The organism is Noviherbaspirillum denitrificans (genome assembly GCF_002211445.1).
Lineage (GTDB): Bacteria > Pseudomonadota > Gammaproteobacteria > Burkholderiales > Burkholderiaceae_D > Noviherbaspirillum > Noviherbaspirillum denitrificans.
The window spans coordinates 4152841-4176977 of record NZ_LSTO01000001.1 but is presented as its reverse complement, the minus strand read 5'-3'; the positions used below and the strand labels follow the sequence as shown (position 1 = coordinate 4176977).

Genomic DNA, 24137 nt, shown 5'->3' with positions numbered 1-24137 from the left:
CGCTTCAGTTCTTGGGCTCTCCCAGGCACTTTGGATTGCATTCCTGGTAAACGAGCCCCGGTGCGACATAGCGTTCGTCAGGTTCCACGCTCATGCCTGAGCCCGGGGGGCAGACGCGGTCGAACTGATAGGTTCTACCCTGGATGACAGCGTAGCGGAAAATCTGGGAATCCCGATAGCTGCCGATCAGTTCGTCAACGCGTTCCGGGAGGTCGAAGCGCAAGGGGCCGTTGGGGGCCATCATGCCGCGCCCGTTCGGAACCAATCCCATGGACTCGATATCCGATTCCACCTGGCCGAGTCCTTCTTTCAATGCCCAGAAGAAGAACAGCAAACCGGCCCAGCAAACAAGCTCAAGCAATACGAGATCCATGTCGTCGCCTCCATCGTCCTTAACGTATTTATAATCGATCCGTAAGAAGAATGTAAGTTTCGCGTAAGTTTTTATAGGCGTTTGCTTGTGGGAAATAAAAACGCCGCGCGGGACAGCCGGCGCGGCGTGTAGCTGGGCATGGATGAAATCAGTAAGCCCGCTTGTCGGACTTGATCTCCTGCAGGATCATAGTTGCAATCTCTTCAATTGATTTCGCCGTGGATGACATCCAGCGGATGCCTTCGCGGCGCATCATCTTTTCCGCTTCATTCACCTCATAGCGGCAATTCTCGATTGCCGCATACTTGCTTCCCGGGCGCCGTTCGTTACGCACTTCAGACAGTCGGTCAGGCGCAATAGATAGTCCGAACAATTTTTTCCGGAATTGGACTAGCCCGGTTGGGAGTTTGCCGCGCTCGAAATCCTCAGGAATCAACGGGTAATTCGCCGCCTTGACCCCATATTGCATGGCGAGATACAGGCTGGTTGGCGTCTTCCCGGAGCGGGATACGCCGACGAGGATGACGTCCGCCGCCGCGAGGTTCTGGTCGGACTGGCCATCATCGTGAGCGAGCGAGAAATTGATCGCCTCGATGCGGTTCTTGTAATCTTCCGAATCCGCGATGTTGTGACTGCGACCGATAGTGTGGGTAGACTTGACGCCGAGTTCCTGTTCGAGCGGCTCCACAAAGGTCTGGATCAAATCCATGTGCATGCCTTTGGACTGGCGCACGACGGAGGACAGCTCGGATTTGACGAGGGTCGAAAAAACAATTGGGCGCTTGCCGTCGTGCTCGAAGGCGCCGTTGATTTCGCGGACCGCCTCGTAGGCCTTGTCGAGCGTGTCGATAAAGGGCAACCTTATCTGCTTGAAGCGCAGTTCGAACTGCGTGAGCACAGAATGCCCGAAGGTTTCCGCGGTGATGCCGGTACCGTCGGATACGAAGAAAACCGTGCGGTCGGCGGGCGGCAATAGGTGGGCTGGCAGGTCGGGCATAATATTGATTAACTGTAAATCATGAAAACTTCTACGTTGTGTCGGGCAAGTTGCGGCGGCACACTGTAGAATTACGAGCAATTTATGACACATCGCGCCCCTGAAGAATAACAAAAAGAGCGTGGCGGCGAACGCACATATGCAGATTTCCCATCATCAAAATAGGTGTAGTTATGTCCAACGCAGTATCTACCGGGGCAACCCAGGGGGCTACTTACGTAGCTTCATTTGAAAACCTGAGAATGACGGACGTCGAGTCCGTCGGCGGAAAGAACGCGTCGCTCGGCGAAATGATCAGCCAGCTGGCTGGTGCTGGCGTGCGCGTTCCTGGGGGCTTTGCCACCACCGCACAGGCTTTCCGCGATTTTCTGTCGTATACCGGCACGGGCGGCTCCTCGCTCGCGCAGCGTATTGTCGATCGCCTCGCATCGCTGAACATTGACGACGTGCGCGCACTCGCGGCAGCTGGCGCCGAAATTCGGCAGTGGATCATCGATACCCCGTTCCAGCCGCGCCTGGAACAGGAAATCCGCGAGTTCTACCAGCGTCTCGTTGCCGATTCGTCGGCCGAGGTGTCGTTTGCTGTCCGCTCGTCGGCGACTGCGGAAGATCTTCCGGATGCATCGTTCGCCGGCCAGCAGGAGACTTTCCTGAACGTGGTTGGCATCGACAACGTGCTGGAAGCGATCAAGCACGTGTTTGCGTCGCTGTACAACGACCGCGCGATTTCCTATCGCGTGCACAAGGGCTTTACCCATTCCGAAGTGGCGCTCTCCGCTGGCGTGCAGCGCATGGTGCGTTCGGATGTCGGCGCTGCCGGCGTGATGTTCACGATCGATACCGAATCCGGCTTCAAGGATGTGGTCTTCATCACCTCCAGCTACGGCCTCGGTGAAACGGTGGTGCAGGGCGCGGTCAATCCGGACGAGTTCTACGTCCACAAGCCGATGCTCGAACAGGGCAAGATGCCGATCATCCGCCGCAACATCGGTTCCAAGCTCATCAAGATGGAATTCACCGGCGAGGCCAAGGCCGGACGTTCGGTAAAGACGATCGACGTGCCGATCGAGATGCGCAACCGTTACTCGCTGAACGACCAGGAAATCGTCGAGCTGGCGAAGTACGCGATGATCATCGAGAAACACTACGCCCGTCCGATGGACATCGAATGGGGCAAGGATGGCCGCGACGGCAAGCTCTACATTCTGCAGGCACGCCCGGAAACGGTGAAGTCGCAGCAGAAGGCAACCGATGCGCAGCAACGCTTCAAGCTGAAGGGCAGCGGCACGGTGCTCGCTTCCGGCCGTGCAATTGGCCAGAAGATCGGTGCGGGCCCGGTCCGCGTGATTCACGATCCTTCCGAAATGGAACGCGTGCAGCCCGGCGATGTCCTCGTTGCCGACATGACCGACCCGAACTGGGAGCCGGTGATGAAGCGTGCATCGGCCATTGTGACCAACCGCGGCGGCCGTACCTGCCACGCGGCGATCATTGCGCGTGAACTCGGTGTCCCGGCAGTGGTCGGTTGCGGCAATGCGACCGACATGCTCAAGGATGGCACGCTGGTGACCGTTTCCTGCGCCGAGGGTGACGAAGGCAAGATCTATGACGGCCTGCTCGAAACCGAGGTGACCGAGGTGTCGCGCGGCGAATTGCCGCCGCTGCCGCTGAAGATTATGATGAACGTCGGCAATCCGCAGCTTGCCTTCGACTTCCAGTCGATTCCGAACGGAGGGGTGGGGCTTGCGCGTCTCGAATTCATCATCAACAACAACATCGGTGTCCACCCGAAGGCGATCCTGGAGTATCCGGGTATTGACGCGGACCTGAAGAAGGCAGTCGAGTCCGTCGCCCGTGGTCATGCTTCGCCGCGCGCGTTCTACGTCGACAAGCTGGCCGAGGGCATTGCGACCATTGCCGCGGCCTTCTGGCCGAAGCCGGTGATCGTCCGCCTGTCGGACTTCAAGTCGAACGAGTACAAGAAGCTGATCGGTGGTTCGCGCTACGAGCCGGACGAGGAAAACCCGATGCTGGGCTTCCGCGGTGCGGCCCGCTACCTGGCCGACGACTTCGCTGAAGCATTCGAAATGGAATGCCAGGCAATGAAGCGCGTGCGCAACGACATGGGCCTGACTAACGTCGAAATCATGGTGCCCTTCGTCCGGACGCTTGGACAGGCTGAGAAGGTGGTCAACCTGCTGGCCAAGAACGGCTTGAAGCGTGGCGAAAACGGCCTGCGCCTCATCATGATGTGCGAAGTGCCGTCAAATGCGATCCTGGCGGAACGCTTCCTGGAGCATTTCGACGGCTTCTCGATCGGTTCCAATGACCTGACCCAGCTGACACTCGGCCTGGACCGTGACTCCGGCATGGAACTGCTGGCGGCGGATTTCGACGAGCGCGACGATGCGGTGCGGGCACTGCTGTCAAAGGCGATTTCGGCGTGCCGTGCGCAGGGCAAGTACATCGGCATCTGCGGCCAAGGCCCGTCGGACCATCCGGATTTCGCCGAATGGCTGATGAAGGAGGGCATAGCGTCAATTTCGCTGAACCCGGACACGGTGATCGATACCTGGCAAAAACTGGCTTCGGCCGACTAATCAGGCAGAGTCTTGACGAAAGTTGTATCCAGGTGAAAAAGGTGTTGTAAGTCAGCAAAAATCTGAGCTGAAACATTTGATGCACCTGGGTTTTCGATTAGACTTAGCCCAACTTGTCGCCGAACAATAACCAACAAAAACAGCAGTACCTTCGTATTGCGCCCCCGTCGCCTTCCAGGTAACGGGGGCTTTTTGTTTTCCGGCGGCCGAAAATGAGGGCAAACAGGAGCGCACGATGAGCGAGTGGATAGCGTGGTTCGGAGTGGCAGGAGTTCTCGTGGTGCTGGAAATGTTCACCGGCACCTTCTACCTGCTGATGATTGCCATCGGCTTGGTCGCCGGTGGCTTGGCGGCACTTGCCGGGGGCGGCACTGCAGTCCAGCTCGCTGTGGCCGGTATAGCCGGTGCCATCGCGACGTATGGACTTCGCCGGAGCAAGTGGGGTAAAACATCGAGACGGGATGCGCAGCGAGATCCCAACGTCAACCTGGATATCGGGCAAACACTGGTCGTCGACGAGTGGGCCGGGCAGCAGGGTGGCGTGCGGACCGCGCGCGTCATGTACCGGGGTGCGATGTGGGACGTGGAGCTCGATGCACACGCACAGGCGAGGCCGGGGACCTACGTCATACGTGAGGTGCGTGGAAACCGCCTCGTGGTTGCCGAATCCGGCACAGCCAATTTATAAAAAACGGAGGAAAGAATGGACTTTGGTTTCGGAAGTGTCAGCATGGTCCTGTTCATCGTTGCCGTGGTGTTCGTCGTCAAGACGATCAACGTGGTGCCGCAGCAGCATGCGTGGGTGGTCGAGCGCCTTGGCAAGTACAACGCAACGCTCGGTCCCGGGCTTAACATCGTTCTTCCCTTCATTGATCGTATCGCATACAAACATTCGCTGAAGGAAATCCCGCTCGACGTTCCGAGCCAGGTTTGCATTACGAAGGACAACACACAATTGCAGGTGGACGGCATCCTGTACTTCCAGGTGACGGACGCGATGCGAGCGTCGTACGGTTCGTCGAACTATATCGCCGCCATCACGCAGCTCGCGCAGACCACTCTGCGTTCCGTCATCGGTCGCATGGAGCTGGACAAGACCTTCGAGGAGCGGGAGCACATCAACAAGGCAATCGTTTCAGCCATCGACGAGTCGGCAGCGAACTGGGGCGTGAAGGTGCTCCGCTATGAAATCAAGGACCTGACGCCGCCCAAGGAAATCCTGCACGCCATGCAGGCGCAAATCACTGCAGAGCGCGAGAAGCGGGCGTTGATTGCTGCGTCGGAGGGCCGCAAACAGGAGCAGATCAATATCGCTACCGGTGAGCGTGAGGCGGCCATCGCCAAATCGGAAGGCGACAAGCAGGCCGCCATCAACCGGGCCCAGGGCCAGGCAGCGGCCATTCTTGCGATTGCCGAAGCCAGCGCCGAAGCCTTGCGGAAAACCGCCGCCGCTATTCGTGAACCGGGCGGATCGGATGCGGTCAACCTGAAAGTTGCGGAGCAATACGTGAATGCGTTCTCGCAGCTGGCCAAGACCAACAATTCACTGATCGTCCCCGCGAATATGGGCGAAATCAGCGGATTGATTGCCGGCGCGATGCAGGTGGTGAAATCACAGAAAGACGCAAGGCCTAGCGGCGGTTCTGCTTCATGATCGATTGCTGTTCGCGCTGCCAGTCGCGCTGCTTTTCGCTTTCGCGTTTGTCGTGCTGTTTTTTGCCCTTGGCGAGGCCGATCTCGCATTTGATGCGGCCTCGGGTGTAATGCAGGTTCAGCGGGACGAGCGTGTACCCGGCGCGCTCGACCTTGCCGATGAGCTTCTTGGTTTCGTCTGACTTCAGCAGCAGCTTGCGGGTGCGGACAGGATCCGGGTTGATATGCGTCGATGCAGTGGGAAGCGGACTGATGTGCGAGCCGAACAGGAACACTTCGCCCTGACGGACGATGACGTAGGCTTCCTTCAGCTGCACGCGACCTGCGCGGATCGACTTGACTTCCCAACCCTGCAACACCATGCCGGCTTCGTAGCGCTCCTCGATGAAATAATCATGGAAGGCTTTTTTATTATCAACAATGGTCATGAATTTGGGAAACAGGCCGGGTCAGTTAAAATTCGAATCTCGTATTCTAACAAACGGTTAATTTCGCATGGCTGTCGTTCATAAGTCTGTATTGCTCGGTTATAGCGCGGAGCAGATGTTTGCGCTGGTCGACAATATCGAGGATTATCCGAAATTCCTCCCCTGGTGCGGCGGGACGGAAGTGCGCCAGCGTGACGGGGAAAAGGTCGTCGCGACCCTCAAGATCAATTACCACGGGGTGAAGCAGACATTCTCAACCGAGAATCTGCATGTCCGGCCGGCTTCGATCACCATGACACTGCTGGAGGGGCCGTTCAAGCATCTTCATGGTGTCTGGACTTTCAAAGCGCTGCGCGAAGATGCATGCAAGATCGACTTCGACCTGCATTACGAGTTCTCCAGCCGCGTGCTGGAGCAGGTCATTGGCCCCGTGTTCAACATGATCGCAAACAGCTTTGTTGACTCCTTCTGCAAGCGGGCGGAGACCGTGTATGGCTGACATCCGCGTCCAGGTTTGCTATGCGCGGCCGGGCCTGCAGTTCCTGCGGGAGATGAAGGTCGAGGAAGGTGCGACCATCCGGGCTGCGGTCGAGTCCAGCGGTGTGTTGCAAGAAGCACCTGAGATCGACATCGGGCAGTGCCGGGTGGGCATCTTCGGGAAGCTCAAGGAGCTTGACACCTTGCTGCATGAGCGCGACCGGATCGAAATCTACCGGCCGCTTGTGGCGGATCCTAAGGAATCCCGGCGCAAGCGTGCCGAAAAGAAGGGTGAATTGAAAAACCGGTAATTTGCACCGGTTTTTGTGAATTTAAATTACTTGCAGTCAGCGAGGGTCTGCCGGTTCTCGCGTGATTCACGTGCGCGTTGCTCATCTGTCAAGAATGTGCGTTCTCCATTCTTGTCGGTGCGGGCAATGCGCTCGCCTGAGTCAAGCAAGCGCTGGAAGTCGTGCGCCCGTTCGCAGTTCTTCGCCTTGTCCGCCGCGCGGGCCGCCTCGTCCGCAGCTTTCTTTTCCTTTTCCGCCTGATCTGCGCGACGCTTGCGGAACTCGGCATTCTGCTCGGCCAGTGTCGGTGCGGTTTTCGCGGCATTGGCCGGTTTTTCGTCGGCTGGGTTTTGCTGTGCGCTCGCCGGCGCGCCAGGTTGCTTCAGAATGCGGTTGCTCGGCACCGAAGGCGGAGGCGGCATGTCCGAATAATGCCTGGAACCCTTTTCGTCCAGCCAAATGTACTGTGCGGAGGCTGCTACCGGTAGCAGCAGTGCGGCCACCGCTGCGCCAGCGGCGAGGAGGTTCGGGAGCAGCGCGCGCTTCATCGGATTCCTTCGTGTCGGGGTATGCCCGGATTTCGCCACGCTTTGTTCGTGCTGTCAATGAACCGGAGGGGCCTGTGTTCCCGGATTGCATGTAAAAACGACGTACTGGATGGATTACTGTATAATCCGCTTTTGCGCCTATAGGAATCACTATGCGTCTCCTCCAGAAAGCACTCACGTTCGATGACGTGCTGCTCGTCCCCGCACACTCGGACATCCTTCCCAAAGACACCTCCCTGAAAACGCGCCTGTCGCGCAATATCACGCTGAACATTCCGCTTCTTTCCGCGGCAATGGATACCGTGACCGAGGCACGCCTGGCGATCGCCATGGCGCAGGAAGGCGGCATCGGCATCGTTCACAAGAACCTTAAGCCGAAGGACCAGGCGCGGGAAGTCGCCAAGGTGAAGCGTTTCGAATCCGGCGTGCTGCGCGATCCAATCACGATTCCGCCGACAATGCGCATCCGCGACGTGATCGCCCTGCGTGAACAACATGGCATCAGTGGCTTCCCGGTCGTGGAGGGCAAGATGGTCGTCGGCATCATCACTAACCGCGACCTGCGTTTCGAAGAAGACCTGGACGCGGAAGTGCGCGCCAAGATGACGCCGCGCGAAAAGCTGGTGCACGTGAAGGAGGGCGCTGACCTGGCAGAGGCAAAACGCCTGATGAACAAGCACCGCCTTGAGCGTGTAATCGTCGTAAACGACGCCTTTGAGCTGCGCGGCCTCATTACTGTCAAAGACATCCAGAAGGCGACCGAGCACCCGAATGCGAGCAAGGACGAGCACGGCAAGCTGCGCGTCGGTGCGGCTGTCGGTGTTGGTCCCGATAATGACGAGCGCATTGAACTGCTGGTCAAGGCCGGCGTCGATGTCATCGTCGTTGATACCGCGCATGGCCACTCCAAGGGCGTGCTGGACCGCGTGCGGTGGGTGAAGGCCAATTATCCGCAAGTCGATGTCATCGGCGGCAATATTGCTACTGCTGCTGCTGCAATCGCGCTGGCCGAGCATGGCGCGGACGGCGTGAAGGTCGGCATTGGCCCCGGTTCCATTTGCACCACCCGTATCGTGGCTGGCGTCGGCGTACCCCAGATCACGGCTATTTCCAATGTTGCCGAGGCGCTCAAGGGCACCGGCATCCCGTGCATCGCTGACGGTGGCATTCGCTTCTCCGGCGATATCGCCAAGGCCCTCGCGGCCGGCGCATCCAGCGTCATGATGGGCAGCATGTTTGCCGGCACCGAAGAGGCGCCAGGCGAAGTCATTCTTTACCAGGGACGTTCATACAAGTCGTATCGCGGCATGGGCAGTCTCGGCGCGATGTCCGAAGGTTCTGCTGACCGCTACTTCCAGGATGCGGCAAATAACGCCGACAAGCTGGTGCCCGAAGGCATCGAAGGCCGCGTTCCCTACAAGGGCAGCGTCCTGGCGATTCTCTACCAGCTGGTGGGCGGCGTGCGCTCCTCAATGGGTTACTGCGGTTGCGCATCGATCGACGAGTTCCGCGAGAAGGCAGAATTCGTGGAGATCACGTCGGCCGGCATGCGTGAGTCGCATGTCCACGATGTCCAGATTACGAAAGAAGCGCCGAACTACCGTGCGGAGTGACGCTTTCTGCCGGATGGCTGCGGGAGTGCTGCGATGACGGCTGGCACCTCTGGACGAGCAGACGTGGTCGCGCCGTCCGGACTGCCGCTGGCTGCATGTATCGAGAGCGACCAGCAGATGCAGCGCATTCGCCGCCTGGGCAAGAAACTGTTCAATGTATCGAATTGCGTCATCGTCTTTGGGGATGCACCGGCTCCAGCGGGTGTTGACACGATGGCCGACATCGAAACGGCGTTCTGCCACGAGATCTCGGCTTCGGAACATCCGGTGGTGGTGGCTGATGCCAGCATTCATCGCTCCCTTGGCCAGCACCGCCATGTGACAGGAGGTCCGCATATCCGGTTTTATGCATCCCATCCGGTCTATGGGCCGGACAAGGCGCTGGCAGGACGGATTTGCCTGGTTGATCATTCGCCGCGTCCGGTTTTCCGGGAAAGCGACCGCCAGTCGCTGGCTGACCTCGCTGCACTGGTCGAGCGCGAGCTGGAGATGCGGTTCATGAATGCATCGCAGCTCGCACTCGAAAAGAAGAACAAGAACTTGCGCAGGAAATCGTTGATCGATCCGCTGATCGGAACATGGAACCGCGGCGCGATCATGCGTATCCTGACGATCGAGGCGATCCGGTGCGACAATGCAGGCGTTCCGCTATCGCTGATCGTTGCCGACCTCGACTATTTCAAGAGGATCAACGACACCTACGGACATCCCGCGGGTGACGCGGTCCTTGTGAAGGTGGCCAGCCGGCTTCGCTCTTGCATCCGACCGCAGGAAGCCCTCGGGCGTTACGGTGGCGAAGAGTTCCTGATCGTGCTGCCCGGGTCGTCCCACAAGACGGCCGAGGCCGTGGCCGAGCGCATGCGTGCGACGATTGCGGCGCAGCCCGAGGCCATCAACGATGTATCGCTGAACCTGACAATCAGCGCCGGTATTGCGTCGACGGACCTGTTCCCGACGGCGACCACCGAAGAATTGATCAGCCGGGCCGACGTGGCCCTCTATGCGGCAAAAGATGCGGGACGCAACCGTGTCATGACCGCGACACCAGATTTATCCTGATAGCAGAAGCACATCCATGCACTCCAAAATTCTCATTCTCGATTTCGGTTCCCAGGTAACCCAGCTGATCGCACGCCGCGTGCGTGAAGCAGGCGTGTTCTCCGAGGTATTTCCCTACGATGTCAGCGACGATTTCATCCGCAGCTATGGCGCCGCCGGCATCATCCTGTCGGGCGGACCGAACTCGGTGACCGAGGGCGATACGCCGCGTGCGCCGCAGGCAGTGTTCGAGGCAGGCGTTCCGGTGCTCGGCATCTGCTACGGCATGCAGACCATGGCGGAACAGCTCGGCGGCAAGGTCGAGATGGGCAAGGTGCGCGAATTCGGCTATGCGGAAGTTCGCGCCCGCGGCCATACGGCACTGCTGAACGGCATCAGCGATTTCGTGACCTCCGAGGGCCACGGCATGCTGAAGGTGTGGATGAGCCACGGCGACAAGATCATCGAAATGCCCCCAGGCTTCAAGCTGATGGCATCGACCGACAACTGCCCGATCGCGGCGATGGCGAACGAGGAGCGCAAGCTGTACGCAGTGCAGTTCCATCCGGAAGTCACGCATACGTTCCAGGGCAAGGCCATCCTCGGTCGCTTCGTGCACGAGATCTGCGGCTGCAAGTCCGACTGGAACATGCCCGACTACATCTCTGAGGCGGTCGAAGCGATCCGCAAGCAGGTCGGCGACGACGAAGTGATCCTCGGCCTGTCCGGCGGCGTGGACAGCAGTGTGGCCGCCGCCCTGATCCATCGCGCGATCGGCGACAAGCTGACCTGCGTGTTTGTCGACCACGGGTTGCTGCGCCTGAACGAAGGCGAAATGGTCATGAACATGTTCGCCAAGAACCTCGGCGTGAAGGTGATCCACGTGGACGCCACCGAGCAGTTCATGGGCAAGCTGGCCGGCGTGACCGATCCGGAAGCGAAGCGCAAGATTATTGGCCGCGAGTTTGTCGAGGTCTTCCAGGCTGAAGCCGGCAAGCTGAAGAATGCGAAGTGGCTGGCACAGGGCACGATTTACCCGGATGTCATCGAAAGCGCCGGCAAGGGCAAGAAGACCGCGCACACCATCAAGAGCCACCACAACGTCGGCGGCCTGCCGGAAACGCTGAACCTGAAGCTGCTGGAACCGCTGCGCGAACTGTTCAAGGACGAGGTGCGCGAACTCGGCGTGGCGCTCGGCCTGCCGCACGACATGGTGTACCGCCATCCGTTCCCGGGCCCGGGCCTCGGTGTCCGCATTCTCGGCGAAGTGAAGATGGAATATGCGGACCTGCTGCGCCGTGCCGATGCGATCTTCATCGAGGAGCTGCGCTCGGCTGTCGACGAGGAAGGCCGGTCCTGGTACGACAAGACCAGCCAGGCGTTTGCCGTCTTCCTGCCGGTGAAATCGGTGGGCGTGATGGGCGATGGACGCACCTACGACTACGTAGTCGCGCTGCGCGCCGTGCAAACCCAGGACTTCATGACGGCGCATTGGGCGCACCTGCCGCACGACCTGCTTGGCAAGGTGTCCAACCGTATCATCAACGAAGTGCGCGGCCTGAACCGCGTCGTGTACGACATTTCGGGCAAACCGCCTGCAACGATCGAGTGGGAATAAGCATTCCCGTCCCGGCACTGCGCCGGGGCTGAACCGAACGGGATGAAGCCGTGCGCGGGTGGAAACCTGCGGCACGGCTCCCGGCATTTGGAAACGCAAATTGACTTACAGCGTCAAGGAAATCTTCTATACCTTGCAGGGCGAGGGAACGCATGCCGGCCGTCCGGCCGTGTTCTGCCGCTTTGCGGGCTGCAACCTGTGGACAGGCCGCGAAAGCGACCGCGCGTCGGCGATCTGCAAGTTCTGCGACACCGATTTTGTCGGCACCGATGGCGTGCGCGGCGGAAAATTTGCGGACGGCGCCGCACTGGCGGAAACGATCGACGCGCTGTGGCCGGCTGCCTACACGAAGAGCAAGTTCGTCGTGTTCACCGGCGGCGAGCCGTTGCTCCAGCTCGATGGCGCGCTCATCGAGGCGATGCATGCGCGCGGCTTTGAGATTGCCATTGAAACCAATGGCACGATCGCCGTACCGGATGGTGTGGACTGGATTTGCGTGAGTCCCAAGGTCGGCTCGGAACTGGTGGTCCGGCGCGGGAACGAACTCAAGGTCGTGATCCCGCAGGCAAACCAGGACGTAGCGACGTACGAATCGCTCGACTTCGACCATTTTTACCTGCAGCCGATGGACGGCCCCGACGCCGCGCACAATACACGCCTGGCGATCGAGATGTGCCGCACCAACCCGAAGTGGAAACTGAGCCTGCAAACACACAAACTGCTGCAAATACCCTGAATACCATGCTGACCATTACCCGCAAGCTTGAATTCGACGCCGGCCATCGCATTCCTGACCACAAGAGCCAATGCCGCAACCTGCACGGCCACCGCTACACGCTGGAAATCACCCTGGTCGGTGACATCATCCAGCAAGAGGGCAGTTCCGACAATGGCATGATCATGGACTTCTCCGATGTGAAGGCGATCGCCAAGGAAACCCTGGTCGACGTCTGGGACCATGCCTTTCTTGCCTATGCGAAGGACACCGCGGTGCGCGAGTTCCTCGAAAGCATTCCGGGGCACAAGACTGTCATCATCGACAGTATTCCGACTGTGGAGAACCTGGCCCGGACCGCCTTCAACATTCTGCATGCCGCCTACAAAGACCGCTATGGCACCGGCCTGCACCTGCACAAGCTCGTGCTGCACGAAACGCCGAACTGCTGGGCTGAAATCACCGCGGACAACTGACATGCAGGACGCCATCTACATGCAACAGGCGATTTCCCAGGCGCACAATGCTTGGGCGCTGGGCGAAGTGCCGGTCGGTGCATTGGTGGTGAAAGATGGGGAAATTGTCGCGACCGGGTTCAATCAGCCCATTGGCACGCACGACCCGACGGCGCACGCCGAAATCATGGCGTTGCGGGCCGCAGCGGAAATCCTCGGGAACTACCGGCTGCCGGGCTGCGAACTCTATGTCACACTGGAACCCTGCGCGATGTGCGCCGGGGCAATGATGCATGCGCGCCTTGCACGGGTCGTTTTTGGTGCGTCCGATCCCAAGACCGGGGCATGCGGATCCGTCGTCAATCTTTTTGAGCAGGAAAAATTGAATCACCACACCGAGGTGGTGGGCGGCGTGATGGCCGAAGAGTGCGGCACGCTGCTGAAGGAATTCTTCGCGGAACGTCGGCGCGCGGCCCAGCGGATGATGGACCAGGCGGTCGGTACCAAGGGCTGAGCGCGGATCGGCGGGAAGTTTTTCCATGCGGGCGTGCCGAATTTACACGCCCCGGGCCGGCGAGCCTTCATTGCCGGGCAAATCGGCGTCGGCATGAGGATTGCAATCTTCCGTCACTGCCGCATCAGGTGAAGGCGGCACGACACAAATACGGGAAGGAACACCTTTGCCAACTACCGCAGCAAACGGCATCCAGCTGGCCTACGACACGCAGGGCGACCCGAAGGGGGAAGCGGTCCTGCTCATCGCCGGCCTGGGTTTGCAGCTCATTTCATGGCCGGATGCATTCTGCAAGGGACTGACTTCGGAGGGCTTACGTGTCATCCGGTTCGACAACCGTGACAGCGGTCTGTCGACCAAGATGGAACAGTTCGGCAAGCCCAACCTGCAAATGGCTTTCTTCAAGTCGTTGTTCCACATGCCGCTGTTCAGCGGCTATACCTTGTACGACATGGCGAAGGATGGCGTCTGCCTGCTCGATGCGCTCGAAATTGAAAAGGCGCACATCGTCGGCGCGTCCATGGGCGGCATGATTGCGCAAATCATCGCGGGCCGCCACCCGGAACGCGTGCTGTCGCTGACTTCGATCATGTCCACCAGCGGCCGGCCGGGCTTGCCCGGACCTTCCATGGCGGCAGGACATGCGATGTTTTCCCGGCCAAAGAACCCGCGCGACATCAACAGCGTAATCGACCATAACGTGGAGCTGTTCCGCTTGTTGGGTGGCACACGTTATCCGGTGCCGGAAGCCGAGCTGCGCAGGCGCGTGGAGCAAAGCGTGCGTCGCAATGTATGCGTGAGCGGCACCGCACGGCAGATGATGGCGGTAACGTCGTCGGGCGACCAGGTGGCGCTACTGCGCACCATCAAGGTGCCAACCCTGGTCATCCACGGCACCGACGACCCACTGGTTCCGCTTGCGTGCGGCCGTGACGTTGCGCATTGCGTGCGCGGGTCGACGCTGAAGATCATCGAAGGCATGGGACACGACTTTCCGCCCGCGCTCGACGGACTCCTGTCGGGGATGATCGCCGAGCACTGCAAGGCGGGCGGCGAACCTGAAGTGCGTAGCGCCTAGCTACAATAGCGTCAGGCGACACACCAGAAGACTTCACAGATGGACATGAGCAATATCGGCGTGGCGATTGCCGCGCCTAGCGGCTATGCGCCGGACCTTTCCAGCTATGTGCGGGGCATCGAACGCTTGCGTGCTGCAGGATGCACAGTGCGCGAGTACTACGATCCCGACAAGAAGCACGAGCGCTTCGGCGGCACCGATGAGGAGCGCGTCCGCGCGCTGCACAAGGCTGCCGAGGATCCTGATGTGCAGGTCATCCTGGCCCTGCGCGGCGGCTATGGCATGTCGCGCATCCTTCCGGCGCTCGACATGAAGCTGCTGGCGACAAGCGGCAAGCTGTTTGTCGGCCACAGCGATTTCACGGCTTTGCATATGGCGCTGCTTGCAGAGGGCGGAACACCGAGTTTTGCCGGTCCCATGGTTTGCATCGATTTCTCGCGCGACGATCCGAGCGACTTCACCCTGGACCATTTCTGGCGCTGCGTTCGCGGACCGTCGCATACCATTGCATTCGAAGCAGAGGGCAATCCCGAACTGGATGTTTCGGGAGCGCTTTGGGGTGGCAACCTGACAATGCTGACCCACCTGATTGGCACACCTTATCTGCAACGTATTAACGGTGGCATCCTCTTTATCGAGGATGTGAACGAGCATCCGTACCGCATCGAGCGCATGCTGCTTCAGATGCAATACGCCGGTCTGCTGGATCAGAAGGCAGTGGTGTTCGGTGATTTCTCGAGCTACACGCTGACGGAATACGACAATGGCTACACCTTTGCATCCATGCTTGCCTACCTGCGTGCACGGCTGGGAGTGCCCGTGTTGACGGGCCTACCTTTCGGGCACGTCCGCGAGAAGGCGACCCTGGTGGTCGGCAGCCAGGCGCGCCTTCGTTCTGACGGCCGGCACTGCTCGCTGACGATGAGCGCTTACCCTTGCCTAGGCGGTTAGCGGCCCGACCAGGAATTTCGTGCGCAGTGCAAAGCTGTCGCCGTGGGTCAGGTAGACGAGACCCGGTTGGTCCGGCATGTGGAACGCATCCGAAGGATGCGTGACCGGTTCCAGCGAGAAGAAATCCGAATCCGCCGGCCGATGGAAAACCACATAGCCATTGCAGTCCGGCATGACCATCGTGATCGACAACCGGCGATCCGGGTATTCGATCACTGCCTTGCCGTTCCAGCCTGTGTAGCAGGCGTCAATCATCGGGCCATCGAGCACGCCGCCCTGGTTGTAGTCCCACGTCGGCGGGAAGGTGGTTGCGAATTCGATGGCGGTCGGGTCCTTCTCATGCAGCCAGACGCCCGAGGCCTTGAACATCAGCCGTGTTTGCCCATTGCGCACGAAGTATGGATGGAGGCCAAGCCCGAAAGGCATGGTTGCAGTCCCGAGGTTGGTGACCGTCAGGTCGATCTGCAGGCCGTCCGCAAGCAACAGGAAGGTTTGCGTGCTGCGATAGTGATAAGGATTGCCGTCGAAGCTTCGTGACTCCAGCGACAGTCGAATGCGTCCTTCGCCGCGCTCCGCCACCTGCCATGGCTGAAGCCAGCCGCTTCCATGAATGGGGAAATGCTCTTCCGTCCGGTTGGTGTGGATCTGATGGAATTTTCCCTCAAACTCGAATCCGCCCTGCGTAATGCGGTTGGCCCAAGGCACGAGAGGAAAGCAGGCAAGGCTGTAGCGGTCGCCAGATCCTCCGTCCCAAGGGCGGAACAGATGCGCCACGCTTCCATCATTCTTCCAATTCCAGGCCGTGACGCCGCCGCCCATTTCCGGCGTAAGTTGCAGGTATTGGACGTCGTTTTCCAGTGTAATGAGTTCGGCAGTCATGGGCGTACCTCATCCGGTAAGGACGGAAATAGACCACCGCCCGGCGCTCTGCGTTCCACTTGCCTTGGAAACAGCTTGGGGAACTCGCGCCGTCATCGGCCTGCCTCATTGGTTGAGCACTGCGTTAGGGCTTTTTCGGCGGAAAGACGATGAAGGGACAATCAACTGCGTTGGTCGGTATTGACTGGGGCATGACTCATCGCAAGGTCTGGATTCTTGATCCCGGTGGCGGGCTGGTCCGGCGGCACGAGGACAGGATGGGCACCCAGCTGATGACGGAGGGATACGAAGCGTCGTTGCGCGCATTGCTGGAAGCACTTGAAATCGATAGCGCCGACGTCATCCTGACCGGCATGGCAGGCGGCCGGAACGGCTGGAAGGACACACCATTCCTTGCAATCGAACACCCGCTGACCCGTCTCGACCAAGCAATGGTGCCGATTGAAACCGCCATCCGTGGAACTCGGCTGCGAGTTGTCCCCGGATATCGCTATATCGACTCGCACGGTTTGCCCGACATCATGCGCGGAGAGGAAACCCTTGTGCTGGGCGGATGCGAACTGGGCGGTTCCGGTGGCTGGTTCCTGCTGCCGGAAGCGCGCAGCAAATGGGTACATGTGAGCGACGGCCGCATTACCGAGTTCATGACTTTCATGACCGGCGATCTGTTTAGTCTCCTGAGCAACCAGGGCACGCTGCACGCCGGGGATGCATGCAAAACCACCGTGCCGGAAGCATTCGCAAGTGGATTGCGCGCGGCGCGACAGGGCGGTTTTACCCATATGGCAAGCAGCTGCGACGCGATGATTGCCTGCGGCATGATGCCGGATTCGCATGCAGCCTCGTTCCTGTCAGGCCTGTTGATCGGCGCCGAATTGTTCGAGATGGTGAAAAAAGCCGGCGACGCATTCTCCGAGCCGGTTCAGGTAATGGGCGCGCCGGCACTGGCTTCGCGCTACCTGAACGCGCTGGAACTGCTCGGCATTCCCGCTCGCGCATGGCAACTTGATAGCGCATATGTTGCCGCCCTTGGTGTTTTGTTCGGCCTTCCCGCGAAGTGATAGGGAAATGGGCATGGAATGGTAAAATGTCGGGTTATTCCCGATTTTCCCGCAAAAGGTTTTTCCCGTGCTTTCCACCGCAAACATCACCATGCAGTTCGGCCCCAAGCCGCTGTTTGAAAACATTTCCGTCAAATTCGGCGAGGGCAACCGCTATGGCCTGATCGGCGCCAATGGCTGCGGCAAGTCCACGTTCATGAAGATCCTTGGCGGCGACCTGGAACCGTCCGGCGGCACCGTCATGCTGGATCCGAACGAACGCCTGGGCAAGCTGCGCCAGGACCAGTTCGCGTATGAGGAAATGCGCGTGCTCGACGTGGTCATGATGGGCCATACCGAGATGTGGGCCGCCATGTCCGACCGCGACGCCATCTACGCCAATCCGGACGCCACCGACGAGGATTACATGCGTGCCGCCGACCTCGAGGCGAAGTTTGCCGAGTACGACGGCTACACCGCCGAAGCGCGCGCCGGCGAGCTGTTGCTTGGCGTCGGCATTCCACTCGACCAGCACCAGGGGCCGATGAGCAACATCGCCCCCGGCTGGAAGTTGCGCGTGCTGCTGGCGCAGGCGCTGTTCTCCAATCCGGACATCCTGCTGCTCGACGAGCCGACCAACAACCTCGACATCAACACCATTCGCTGGCTGGAGGATGTGCTCAACGAGCGCAACTCCACCATGATCATCATTTCCCATGACCGCCACTTCCTCAACCAGGTGTGCACGCACATGGCCGACATGGATTACGGCACCCTGAAGGTCTATCCGGGCAACTACGACGACTACATGCTCGCTTCGTCACAGGCGCGTGCCCAGGTACTGGCGGCCAACGCCAAGGCCAAGGAACGCGTGGCCGAACTGCAGGAATTCGTGCGCCGCTTCTCGGCCAACAAGTCCAAGGCGCGCCAGGCGACATCGCGCGCCAAGCAGATCGAGAAGATCAAGGTGGAGGACATCAAGCCATCCAGCCGTCAGGAGCCGTTCATCCGCTTCGAAGGCGAGAAGAAGCTGCACCGCCAAGCGGTTGAAGTGGAAGGTTTGTCGAAGTCCTACGACCGCACGATTTTCAAGAACTTCAACATTCTGGTGGAAGCCGGTGAAAAGATCGCGATCATTGGAGCCAATGGCGCGGGCAAGACCACACTGCTGCGCAGCATTGGCGGTGACGTATGCGCGATGGAGGTGGACGCAGGTATCTCCAAGTGGGCCGAAAACGCCAACGTCGGGTACATGCCGCAGGATCCGACCGAGGAATTCGCGATCGACAAGAACCTGACGGACTGGATGGGACAGTGGACGAAGGAGGGCGACGACGACCAGGCAGTGCGCTCGATCCTCGGCCGCCTGCTGTTCTCCGGGGACGACGTGAAAAAGTCGGTGAAGGTGCTGTCGGGCGGCGAGAAGGGCCGCATGATGTACGGCAAGCTGATGCTGGGCCGTCACAACGTCCTGCTGATGGATGAACCGACCAACCACATGGACATGGAATCCATCGAGTCGCTCAACATCGCGCTGGATAAATATGCCGGCACGCTGATCTTTGTGTCGCACGACCGGGAATTCGTTTCTTCACTCGCGACCCGCATCCTCGAAGTCCGCGACGGCGAAGTGATCGACTTCCACGGCGGCTACGAAGAGTACCTTACCAGCCAGGGCATCGAGTAAGGCCTAGTCCGCCAGCAGTGCGTTCAGTCCGATGATCGTGCTGTTGGCCGCGGCGCCGCCTGGCGCCAGCAACTGGTCTAGGCGTCCACCGAGGCTGCGTGCCATTTCCTGGCCTTTGGCTTTCAGAACGGCCTCGAGATAGGGATCGCGGAGGGCGCGGAACTCGTCGATGGAGCCGGCCTTTTCCACCTTCAATTGGAGGGTGTAGCCACGCAGCCCGATGGTGCTTTTGATGGTTTCGGTATAGAACTGGTAAATCGCCTGGAACTGCGCGGATCCATCCAGCGCGGCTTCCGGTTGCGGTGCAGGAGTCACCGCGACTGGGGCCGGCGGCGACGTGGCGGCGAGCTGGATAAAACCGTTCGCCAGCAACTCGGAAAAACTCTCTTCATTCAAGCCGAGTCCGGCCACCTTCTTGAGCAGTTCCTCATCGGTTTGCTTGCCGTCCACCATCACGAGCAAGGTCCGCAGCCGCATCGGCAGCTGGTGTTTGCGTGTGGCGATTTCTTCCCGACCCTTGTCGGACTTGTCGAAAATGCGATGCGTCACGGGTTCGTCTCCCCCTGAATGTATGCCCTGTTGTGATTTTTCCGCCGCCACTCTGTGTTGGTTCCGGCATGGATGTCAGGCAAGATCAGTATGACTCCGTCCGCAAGTTGCGTAAATGAAAAATTGACATGGGGAAACATCAAAAATGCGCAAGATCTGATATTCGTCAATTTTCTTTGGCAAAAATGCATCATATGTGCACAAACGATGGAATCCGCTTGAAATACCCGTTGCGACCCTTAGTTCGGTGTTATGAGGCATACTTGCCGTTTTAGCGTTTTCCGCGGATTTTTGCGTCACTATCATGCAGATTCAACCCATCAAGACCGTCGAATTCGAACGTCCGCAAATGGAGGCGGGCACCAGTTGCGTCGCCAATGCCTGGGCCCGCGTGCCGTTCGCCCCTTCGCCTGAAGAAAAGGCAGCGCTCAAGGACAAGATCAGGCGCCTGCTGAAAGAAAAGCAGGCCGTGCTCGTCGCCCACTATTATGTCGATGCCGACCTGCAGGACTTGGCCGAGGAAACCGGCGGCTGCGTATCGGATTCACTGGAAATGGCCCGTTTCGGCCGCGACCATCCGGCCAAGACGCTGGTGGTGGCTGGAGTGAAGTTCATGGGAGAAACGGCCAAGATCCTGAGTCCTGATAAGACCATCCTGATGCCGGACCTCGATGCGACCTGTTCGCTCGACCTCGGCTGCCCGGCGGATGAATTCGCCGCCTTCTGCGATGCCCATCCCGACCGGACCGTCGTGGTCTATGCCAATACCAGCGCTGCCGTGAAGGCCCGCGCCGACTGGATGGTGACGTCGTCGATCGGTTTGGAAATCGTCGAACACCTGCACGCACAGGGCAAGAAGATCCTGTGGGCACCGGACAAGCACCTCGGCAGCTACATCCAGAAAAAGACCGGTGCGGACATGCTGCTGTGGCAGGGCTCCTGCCTGGTGCATGACGAGTTCAAGGGCATCGAACTGGAACTGCTGCGCAAGGATCATCCGAATGCCAAGGTGCTGGTGCATCCGGAGTCGCCGGAAGCAGTCGTAGCCCAGGCCGACGTGGTCGGCTCGACCTCGCAGCTCATTGCGGCGGCGAAGTCACTCGATGCCGAAGAGTTCATTGTCGCCACCGACAACGGCATCCTGCACAAGATGCGCATGGCCGCGCCCGGCAAGCGCTTCATCGATGCGCCGACGGCAGGCAACAGCGCCACCTGCAAGAGCTGCGCGCACTGCCCATGGATGGCCATGAACGGCCTGGAGAACCTGGCCGAGGTGCTGGAAACCGGGAAGAATGAAATCCACGTCGATCCGGAAACCGGCCGCAAGGCGTATGTCTGCATCGACCGCATGCTGGCCTTCGCTGCAGCACGCAAAGCCAACGTTCGCCCGAGCGGCGACCTGGCAAAAGAACAAAAACTGTTTGCAGGAATCGGACCCGCATGAGCACCCTGAAGAACCCGTTTGCCCCTTTTGACGCGGCGCTCGCCGCAGCTTTTGAATCCAACATCGCCGCCGCACTGTCGGAAGACGTCGGCACCGGCGACGTGACCGGCCTGCTGGTGCCGGAAAACGAATGGGTGAAGGCCCGCGTCATTGTGCGCGAAGCAGCCGTGCTGTGCGGCGCCCCATGGTTCGAAGGCGTGATGACCCAGCTCGACCCGCGCATCCGCATCGACTGGCGCTATGCCGAAGGCGATTCGATGACGGCCGACAGCGAAGTCTGCGCGATCGAAGCGCCGGCCCGCGCGCTGCTCACGGCTGAGCGTACGGCGCTGAATTTCCTCCAGCTCCTGTCAGGCGTCGCCAGCGTAACCCGTCAATACGCCGACGTGGTGAAGGGCACGCGCGCTTCCGTCCTCGATACCCGCAAGACGCTGCCGGGCATGCGGCTCGCGCAGAAATACGCGGTACGCGTGGGTGGTGGCAAGAACCAGCGTCTGGCACTGTATGACGGCATCCTGATCAAGGAAAACCACATCGCTGCGGCAGGCGGCATCACGGCAGCCATGCAGGCGGCGATCGCACTGCATGCGGGTGTGACGATCCAGGTCGAGGTTGAAAACCTGGCGGAGCTGGAAGAAGCACTGGCAGCAGGCGCCACCTCCGTCCTGCTCGACAACTTCTCGCTCGACATGATGCGCGACGCGGTCAGGATCACGGATTGCCGGGCATTGCTGGAAGCCTCGGGCGGCGTGAACATGGGCACGCTGCGCGCCATCGCCGAAACCGGCGTCGACCGGATCTCCATTGGTGCCCTGACCAAGGACGTGCGCGCGACCGACTATTCCCTGCGTATCGTCGGTTAGTCAGAGCCTGTTCGGTATCTTTTTGGCATGCAAAAAAGATGCCGAACAGGCTCTCAAGCCTGGTGCGACACCTGTTCGCTCCAGGCATACGCCTCCAGCTGAATGTCGCACAAGTCTTCGTGACTGAGGCTCAGGCCGTCAAGGGCGGGAAATAGCTGTCGGCTGTATTCATCGAGCTGTTCCATGTATTCCGCCAGCTGCAGCATTTCCCCATACACGCCTTCGCGTTCCAGCAGGGCATCCCGCACTGCGTCGTCCACCAGCATCTGCTCGAGGATCTTGGCCATGGGCTGGTCGAACAGCGCATCCATCAGCGACATGATTCCCACCGTGAAGGCGACATCGGCCATATTCCGGTTGCGCGGCGCAATGCGGTCCGCCATCAGTTCGAGCAGCTTGCCGCGCGTCGTGGCCAGCACGAGCAGCGGCGAGAGCAGGCCGGTCGCTTTCATCGGTTCCGCATAGAGCAGGATCTGCACCCAGCGCTGGAGCTGCCGGCGGCCGAGCAACATCAGCGCTTGCGCGAGAGACTTGATGCGATGGCCGGTGCCGAGCGCCGGCGAATTGGCCATGCGCAGCAGAGTGATGCCCAGCGACGCATCCTGCTTGATCGTGCGTTCGACGACGGCATTGTCGGCGTCCGAACTGAGCTGGGACATGAGGCGCAGCAGCGCTACTTGCGAGGGAGACAGCTTCTTACCGCTCAGTACAGCGGGTTTGGCGAAATAGTAGCCCTGGAAATAGTCAAACCCGAGCTCCAGGCAACGCTTGTATTCGTCGATGTTCTCGACCTTTTCGGCGAGCAGTTTCTTCCTGGCGCTACGAAAGCGAGTGCTGAGTTCGGTCAACGTCGAAGGGGGCAGTCCCGCGATGTCCACCTTGATGATGTCCACATGCGGCAGCAGCATGCGCACGTCTTCGGATTCGTTGATGACGTCGTCCAGCGCGAAGGTATAGCCGGCCTTCCTGAGTTCGGTGACGCGCTCGATCACTTCGCTGGTCACCTTTACCGTTTCAAGGATTTCGAGGACGACTTTGTCCCTGGGCAGGAACTGCACGAAGTCGCTCATCAGCACCGTCTTGTCAATGTTGACGAATCCGAGTGAGCCGCCGATCACGTTTTCCATACCGAGTTCGGTGGCGTGTTCGATCACGGCGGCGGTGGCTGCAAGGTCGTCGATCACGCTGGCCGTGCCCGCATCGGCGCGGCGAAACAGGAGTTCGTAGGCGACGAGGCCCTGTCCGCGGTTGAGGATGGGTTGGCGGGCAAGGAAAAAGTCTCTGGCGCGCGCACCGTGGAAGGAAGGATCTGCAGCGATGTCGGACATGGGCTCACCGTCTGGACGCGTTGAACAGGGCCGAACTTCTTTGGATCAGGGGCTGGATCACACTATTAGAGTACAACCGGAAATAGATTTCCCAATTGAAAATTTACTAATGAAAACGCCTCCCGAAGGAGGCGTTTCGCTATCGCCGCATCTGCAACTACCTGGGCGCGGGTGTCAGGACAGTTGGCAGGGCCTTCGGCAGGGTCTCGGGGAAGTCCTGGCTGAAATGCAAGCCGCGGCTTTCACGGCGGGAGAGGGCGCTGTCCACAATCATGGAGGCGACGTCGACCAGGTTGCGCAGTTCCAGCAAGTCGCGCGTGATGCGGAAATGCGAGTAGTACTCGTAAATCTCCTCGCGCAGCAGTCCGATGCGGTGCTGGGCGCGTTCCAGGCGCTTGGTCGTCCGCACGATGCCGACGTAGTTCCACATGAAGCGGCGCAGTTCGTCCCAGTTGTGCGCAATGACCACTTCCTCGTCGGCGTCGGTCACGCGGCTTTCGTCCCAGGCGGGCAGGGCGATCGACTTCGGCTTCGGCTGCTGTTCAATATGCTGCGCCGCCGCACGACCCAGCACCAGGCATTCGAGCAGGGAATTGGAAGCCAGGCGGTTGGCGCCGTGGAGGCCGGTATAGCCTGTCTCGCCGACGGCGTACAGGCCGGGCAGGTCGGTCCGGCCGTACATGTCGGTCACCACGCCGCCGCAAGTGTAGTGGGCGGCGGGAACTACCGGGATTGGCTGCTTCGTGATGTCGATGCCGAGTTCCAGGCAGCGGGAATAGATGGTCGGGAAATGTTCCTTCAGGAATTCCGGGGGCTGGTGACTGATGTCGAGGTCGACGTAGTCCAGGCCGCGCTTCTTCATTTCGAAGTCGATGGCGCGTGCGACGACATCGCGCGGGGCGAGTTCGGCGCGATCGTCATGCGACGGCATGAAGCGCCGGCCGGCAGACGCGCCTGCTTCGGCGGGCAGCTTGAGCAAGCCGCCTTCGCCGCGCACCG

General features: G+C 60.0%; 25 protein-coding genes. 17 read left to right on the top strand and 8 right to left on the bottom strand.

Features of this window, described 5'->3' with window-relative positions; all coding sequences use genetic code 11:
• Positions 1-4: 4 nt before the first annotated feature.
• Together AYR66_RS20250 and ppsR are read right to left on the bottom strand one after the other, a co-directional pair.
• Positions 5-373, bottom strand: coding sequence for a hypothetical protein (locus AYR66_RS20250; protein ID WP_088708998.1), 369 nt, complete (start codon positions 371-373; stop codon positions 5-7).
• A 148-nt stretch (positions 374-521) separates the two neighbouring features.
• On the bottom strand, positions 522-1370 hold the full coding sequence (gene ppsR / locus AYR66_RS20245) for a posphoenolpyruvate synthetase regulatory kinase/phosphorylase PpsR (RefSeq protein ID WP_088708997.1): 849 nt from the start codon (positions 1368-1370) through the stop codon (positions 522-524).
• 242 nt (positions 1371-1612) lie between these two features.
• Between ppsR and ppsA the strand changes: the two genes are divergently transcribed.
• The 3 genes from ppsA (at position 1613) to AYR66_RS20230 (ending at position 5624) form a co-directional block, all read left to right on the top strand.
• Positions 1613-3970, top strand: coding sequence for a phosphoenolpyruvate synthase (gene ppsA, locus AYR66_RS20240; protein WP_234814957.1), 2358 nt, complete (start codon positions 1613-1615; stop codon positions 3968-3970).
• Between the two features lie 262 nt (positions 3971-4232).
• Positions 4233-4658, top strand: coding sequence for an NfeD family protein (locus AYR66_RS20235; RefSeq protein ID WP_337367337.1), 426 nt, complete (start codon positions 4233-4235; stop codon positions 4656-4658).
• 15 nt (positions 4659-4673) lie between these two features.
• The gene (locus tag AYR66_RS20230) at positions 4674-5624 is read left to right on the top strand and encodes an SPFH domain-containing protein (RefSeq protein ID WP_088708994.1); all 951 of its coding nucleotides are present in this window, start codon (positions 4674-4676) and stop codon (positions 5622-5624) included.
• Here the strand turns inward: AYR66_RS20230 and smpB are convergent.
• On the bottom strand, positions 5602-6051 hold the full coding sequence (gene smpB / locus AYR66_RS20225; RefSeq protein ID WP_088708993.1) for an SsrA-binding protein SmpB: 450 nt from the start codon (positions 6049-6051) through the stop codon (positions 5602-5604). The genes AYR66_RS20230 and smpB overlap by 23 nt on opposite strands.
• A 67-nt stretch (positions 6052-6118) precedes the next feature.
• Between smpB and AYR66_RS20220 the strand changes: the two genes are divergently transcribed.
• Both AYR66_RS20220 and AYR66_RS20215 read left to right on the top strand, forming a co-directional pair.
• Positions 6119-6550, top strand: a complete 432-nt coding sequence (locus AYR66_RS20220) for a type II toxin-antitoxin system RatA family toxin (RefSeq protein ID WP_088708992.1) — start codon at positions 6119-6121, stop codon at positions 6548-6550.
• Positions 6543-6839 carry an RnfH family protein gene (locus AYR66_RS20215; protein WP_088708991.1) on the top strand — a complete coding sequence of 99 codons (297 nt, stop codon included), beginning with the start codon at positions 6543-6545 and terminating at the stop codon, positions 6837-6839. The genes AYR66_RS20220 and AYR66_RS20215 overlap by 8 nt, the downstream gene beginning before the upstream one ends.
• Positions 6840-6865: 26 nt before the next feature.
• Here AYR66_RS20215 and AYR66_RS20210 read toward each other — a convergent pair whose 3' ends face one another.
• Complete coding sequence (locus AYR66_RS20210) at positions 6866-7366, bottom strand: DUF4124 domain-containing protein (RefSeq protein ID WP_088708990.1); 501 nt, start codon at positions 7364-7366, stop codon at positions 6866-6868.
• A gap of 152 nt (positions 7367-7518) precedes the next feature.
• On the opposite strand from AYR66_RS20210, the gene guaB reads away from it, so the two are divergent.
• From guaB to ldcA, 8 genes are all read left to right on the top strand, one after another.
• Entirely contained in the window at positions 7519-8979 is a 1461-nt protein-coding gene (gene guaB / locus AYR66_RS20205; protein ID WP_088708989.1) for an IMP dehydrogenase, read from the top strand.
• 33 nt (positions 8980-9012) lie between these two features.
• The gene (locus AYR66_RS20200; protein WP_088708988.1) at positions 9013-10038 is read left to right on the top strand and encodes a sensor domain-containing diguanylate cyclase; all 1026 of its coding nucleotides are present in this window, start codon (positions 9013-9015) and stop codon (positions 10036-10038) included.
• Positions 10039-10054: 16 nt separating this feature from the next.
• The gene (gene guaA / locus AYR66_RS20195) at positions 10055-11635 is read left to right on the top strand and encodes a glutamine-hydrolyzing GMP synthase (protein WP_088708987.1); all 1581 of its coding nucleotides are present in this window, start codon (positions 10055-10057) and stop codon (positions 11633-11635) included.
• A gap of 100 nt (positions 11636-11735) precedes the next feature.
• Positions 11736-12371, top strand: coding sequence for a 7-carboxy-7-deazaguanine synthase (gene queE, locus AYR66_RS20190; protein ID WP_088708986.1), 636 nt, complete (start codon positions 11736-11738; stop codon positions 12369-12371).
• Between the two features lie 5 nt (positions 12372-12376).
• Positions 12377-12826 (top strand): 6-carboxytetrahydropterin synthase QueD, encoded by a 450-nt coding sequence (queD, locus tag AYR66_RS20185; RefSeq protein WP_088708985.1) that lies wholly within the window; start codon positions 12377-12379, stop codon positions 12824-12826.
• A gap of 1 nt (position 12827) precedes the next feature.
• On the top strand, positions 12828-13319 hold the full coding sequence (tadA, locus tag AYR66_RS20180) for a tRNA adenosine(34) deaminase TadA (protein ID WP_088708984.1): 492 nt from the start codon (positions 12828-12830) through the stop codon (positions 13317-13319).
• A 166-nt stretch (positions 13320-13485) separates the two neighbouring features.
• Positions 13486-14397: an alpha/beta fold hydrolase gene (locus AYR66_RS20175; protein WP_088708983.1), complete on the top strand. Its 912-nt coding sequence runs from the start codon at positions 13486-13488 to the stop codon at positions 14395-14397.
• Positions 14398-14436: 39 nt separating this feature from the next.
• On the top strand, positions 14437-15348 hold the full coding sequence (ldcA, locus tag AYR66_RS20170) for a muramoyltetrapeptide carboxypeptidase (protein ID WP_088708982.1): 912 nt from the start codon (positions 14437-14439) through the stop codon (positions 15346-15348).
• Here ldcA and AYR66_RS20165 read toward each other — a convergent pair.
• A complete protein-coding gene (locus tag AYR66_RS20165; RefSeq protein WP_088708981.1) occupies positions 15337-16227 on the bottom strand; it encodes an aldose 1-epimerase in 891 nt (296 codons plus the stop codon). The two genes, ldcA and AYR66_RS20165, sit on opposite strands and share 12 nt — an antisense overlap.
• 149 nt (positions 16228-16376) lie before the next feature.
• Here AYR66_RS20165 and AYR66_RS20160 point away from each other — a divergent pair, with 149 nt between their 5' ends.
• Together AYR66_RS20160 and AYR66_RS20155 are read left to right on the top strand one after the other, a co-directional pair.
• On the top strand, positions 16377-17288 hold the full coding sequence (locus AYR66_RS20160; protein WP_088708980.1) for a 2-dehydro-3-deoxygalactonokinase: 912 nt from the start codon (positions 16377-16379) through the stop codon (positions 17286-17288).
• 67 nt (positions 17289-17355) lie between these two features.
• Positions 17356-18954 (top strand): ABC-F family ATPase, encoded by a 1599-nt coding sequence (locus AYR66_RS20155; protein WP_088708979.1) that lies wholly within the window; start codon positions 17356-17358, stop codon positions 18952-18954.
• Positions 18955-18957: 3 nt separating this feature from the next.
• On the opposite strand, the gene AYR66_RS20150 is transcribed toward AYR66_RS20155, so the two are convergent.
• Positions 18958-19503: a hypothetical protein gene (locus AYR66_RS20150; RefSeq protein ID WP_206047237.1), complete on the bottom strand. Its 546-nt coding sequence runs from the start codon at positions 19501-19503 to the stop codon at positions 18958-18960.
• A 304-nt stretch (positions 19504-19807) separates the two neighbouring features.
• Between AYR66_RS20150 and nadA the strand changes: the two genes are divergently transcribed.
• Both nadA and nadC read left to right on the top strand, forming a co-directional pair.
• The gene (gene nadA, locus AYR66_RS20145) at positions 19808-20947 is read left to right on the top strand and encodes a quinolinate synthase NadA (RefSeq protein ID WP_088708978.1); all 1140 of its coding nucleotides are present in this window, start codon (positions 19808-19810) and stop codon (positions 20945-20947) included.
• A complete protein-coding gene (gene nadC / locus AYR66_RS20140) occupies positions 20944-21810 on the top strand; it encodes a carboxylating nicotinate-nucleotide diphosphorylase (RefSeq protein ID WP_088708977.1) in 867 nt (288 codons plus the stop codon). The genes nadA and nadC overlap by 4 nt, the downstream gene beginning before the upstream one ends.
• Before the next feature lie 53 nt (positions 21811-21863).
• Here the strand turns inward: nadC and AYR66_RS20135 are convergent, their stop codons facing one another.
• Both AYR66_RS20135 and AYR66_RS20130 read right to left on the bottom strand, forming a co-directional pair.
• A complete protein-coding gene (locus tag AYR66_RS20135) occupies positions 21864-23138 on the bottom strand; it encodes an EAL and HDOD domain-containing protein (RefSeq protein WP_088708976.1) in 1275 nt (424 codons plus the stop codon).
• Between the two features lie 157 nt (positions 23139-23295).
• A partial coding sequence (locus tag AYR66_RS20130) for an FAD-binding protein (RefSeq protein WP_141104112.1) occupies positions 23296-24137 on the bottom strand: 842 nt, incomplete at its 5' end.

Excerpts from the sequence above, each read along its gene's own strand:
- AYR66_RS20250 (WP_088708998.1), bottom strand. The coding sequence starts at position 373 with ATGGATCTCGTATTGCTTGAGCTTGTTTGCTGGGCCGGTTTGCTGTTC.
- ppsR (WP_088708997.1), bottom strand. The coding sequence starts at position 1,370 with ATGCCCGACCTGCCAGCCCACCTATTGCCGCCCGCCGACCGCACGGTT.
- ppsA (WP_234814957.1), top strand. The coding sequence starts at position 1,613 with ATGACGGACGTCGAGTCCGTCGGCGGAAAGAACGCGTCGCTCGGCGAA.
- AYR66_RS20230 (WP_088708994.1), top strand. The coding sequence starts at position 4,674 with ATGGACTTTGGTTTCGGAAGTGTCAGCATGGTCCTGTTCATCGTTGCC.
- smpB (WP_088708993.1), bottom strand. The coding sequence starts at position 6,051 with ATGACCATTGTTGATAATAAAAAAGCCTTCCATGATTATTTCATCGAG.
- AYR66_RS20220 (WP_088708992.1), top strand. The coding sequence starts at position 6,119 with ATGGCTGTCGTTCATAAGTCTGTATTGCTCGGTTATAGCGCGGAGCAG.
- AYR66_RS20215 (WP_088708991.1), top strand. The coding sequence starts at position 6,543 with ATGGCTGACATCCGCGTCCAGGTTTGCTATGCGCGGCCGGGCCTGCAG.
- AYR66_RS20210 (WP_088708990.1), bottom strand. The coding sequence starts at position 7,366 with ATGAAGCGCGCGCTGCTCCCGAACCTCCTCGCCGCTGGCGCAGCGGTG.
- guaB (WP_088708989.1), top strand. The coding sequence starts at position 7,519 with ATGCGTCTCCTCCAGAAAGCACTCACGTTCGATGACGTGCTGCTCGTC.
- AYR66_RS20200 (WP_088708988.1), top strand. The coding sequence starts at position 9,013 with ATGACGGCTGGCACCTCTGGACGAGCAGACGTGGTCGCGCCGTCCGGA.
- guaA (WP_088708987.1), top strand. The coding sequence starts at position 10,055 with ATGCACTCCAAAATTCTCATTCTCGATTTCGGTTCCCAGGTAACCCAG.
- queD (WP_088708985.1), top strand. The coding sequence starts at position 12,377 with ATGCTGACCATTACCCGCAAGCTTGAATTCGACGCCGGCCATCGCATT.
- tadA (WP_088708984.1), top strand. The coding sequence starts at position 12,828 with ATGCAGGACGCCATCTACATGCAACAGGCGATTTCCCAGGCGCACAAT.
- ldcA (WP_088708982.1), top strand. The coding sequence starts at position 14,437 with ATGGACATGAGCAATATCGGCGTGGCGATTGCCGCGCCTAGCGGCTAT.
- AYR66_RS20165 (WP_088708981.1), bottom strand. The coding sequence starts at position 16,227 with ATGACTGCCGAACTCATTACACTGGAAAACGACGTCCAATACCTGCAA.
- AYR66_RS20160 (WP_088708980.1), top strand. The coding sequence starts at position 16,377 with ATGAAGGGACAATCAACTGCGTTGGTCGGTATTGACTGGGGCATGACT.
- nadA (WP_088708978.1), top strand. The coding sequence starts at position 19,808 with ATGCAGATTCAACCCATCAAGACCGTCGAATTCGAACGTCCGCAAATG.
- nadC (WP_088708977.1), top strand. The coding sequence starts at position 20,944 with ATGAGCACCCTGAAGAACCCGTTTGCCCCTTTTGACGCGGCGCTCGCC.
- AYR66_RS20135 (WP_088708976.1), bottom strand. The coding sequence starts at position 23,138 with ATGTCCGACATCGCTGCAGATCCTTCCTTCCACGGTGCGCGCGCCAGA.